The sequence below is a fragment of the Methanobrevibacter thaueri genome (assembly GCF_003111625.1).
Lineage (GTDB): Archaea > Methanobacteriota > Methanobacteria > Methanobacteriales > Methanobacteriaceae > Methanocatella > Methanocatella thaueri.
Genome location: NZ_MZGS01000040.1, coordinates 1 through 1,432 on the forward strand (window position 1 = coordinate 1; position 1,432 = coordinate 1,432).

The 1,432-nt window shown below is 31.4% G+C and carries 1 protein-coding gene; it reads left to right on the forward strand.

Annotated features, from left to right (window positions below; translation table 11 throughout):
- Positions 1–42: 42 nt before the first annotated feature.
- On the forward strand, positions 43–1,432 hold a 1,390-nt coding region (locus MBBTH_RS10775), incomplete at its 3' end, for an IS1182 family transposase (RefSeq protein ID WP_116593038.1).

Below are 1,432 nucleotides of genomic sequence, written 5' to 3' on the forward strand. Positions count from 1 at the left end.
AATCTTTTATTATAGATATTAATCTTTATGGTTGTTTTATTTATGGTTTTGAAAGATGATAATATTAATCAGACTATGTTGGTCCCTATGGACTTGCGAAACTTGATTCCTAAAGATCATCCGTGCTATTTTATTAAAAATGTGGTTGATTTAGTTGATTGTTCGAAAGCGAACCAGGAATTTCGTGGAACTCCTGGTGAATTTGCTTATCCTCGAGAATTATTGCTTAGGCTCATTTTAATGAGTGTTTTCGATGGTGGATTGTCTTCAAGGGAAATAGAAAGAAAAACACGAACTGACATTGCATATATGTATCTTGCAGCGATGGAAAAACCATCATATCGAACAATAGCAAGATTTAAAGTCGAATATTCGGATTTAATTGACGATGCATTTAAAACAACCATTAAAATTGCAAAAGATAATGATTTAATCAAAATCCATCATCTGAGCTTGGATGGAACTAAAATCAAAGCAAAAACATCAATTAATAAATTAACTGATGAAAATCAAATCAAAATCATGAAAGAACACTTGAAAAAAAGTATTGAATTAGATCATGAAGAAGATGAAGAATTGGGCGATGAATCAGGAAACAGCGTTCCAGAATCATTAACTGACAAAGAAAAATTCAAAGAAACAGTAAAAGAAATAGAAGAATCAACTAAAAGTAATAGAAACAAAGATAAACTTCGTTCTTCAAGTTTAAATCTTTTAAAACAAGCAAAAGAACATCCTGAAGATGTTTTAAAAAAACTCAATGAACTCGAAGAAAAAGTAAAAGAATCACCAAAAGACGTAATCAGCATCAATGACCCTGATGCACGCTTGATGAAGAATAAAAAAGGTAAATGGGAATGGGATTACAATGCACAAATCATTGTAGACGAATACAAAGGAATAATACTCACATCATACGTCACACAAAATCCAACAGACCATTTCGAACTAATTCCATCAATAGAACAATTAGAATCTAATTTGGAAGAAATATATGATGAAATGCCTTCCAATTTCCAATTCAGTGCCGATAATGGATATTCCACAGATCAAAACACAACCTATCTCGAAGAAAAAGGGATAGATGGTTACATATCCACCAGAAAACTCTCAAGAAAAGAAAAGAAATATAATCTATGGGAAAAACCTTTCCAAAAAGATAATTTCGACTATGATGCGGAAATCGAAACCTATATTTGTCCTTTAGGAGAAATTTTATATCGAAGAAGAACATATGAATACAAAAACAAACAAAGAACAAGTTATTGGACAAATGAATGTAAAAACTGCATTATGAAAGAATATTGCTGCCAAAAAGACAATTACAGAATAATTCAAGACTATGGAAACCCTTCCAAAATCAGAATGCAACGGAAAATGGAAACTGACTGGGCGCAAAAAATCTACAAAAAACGATCAAAAACAGCAGAAT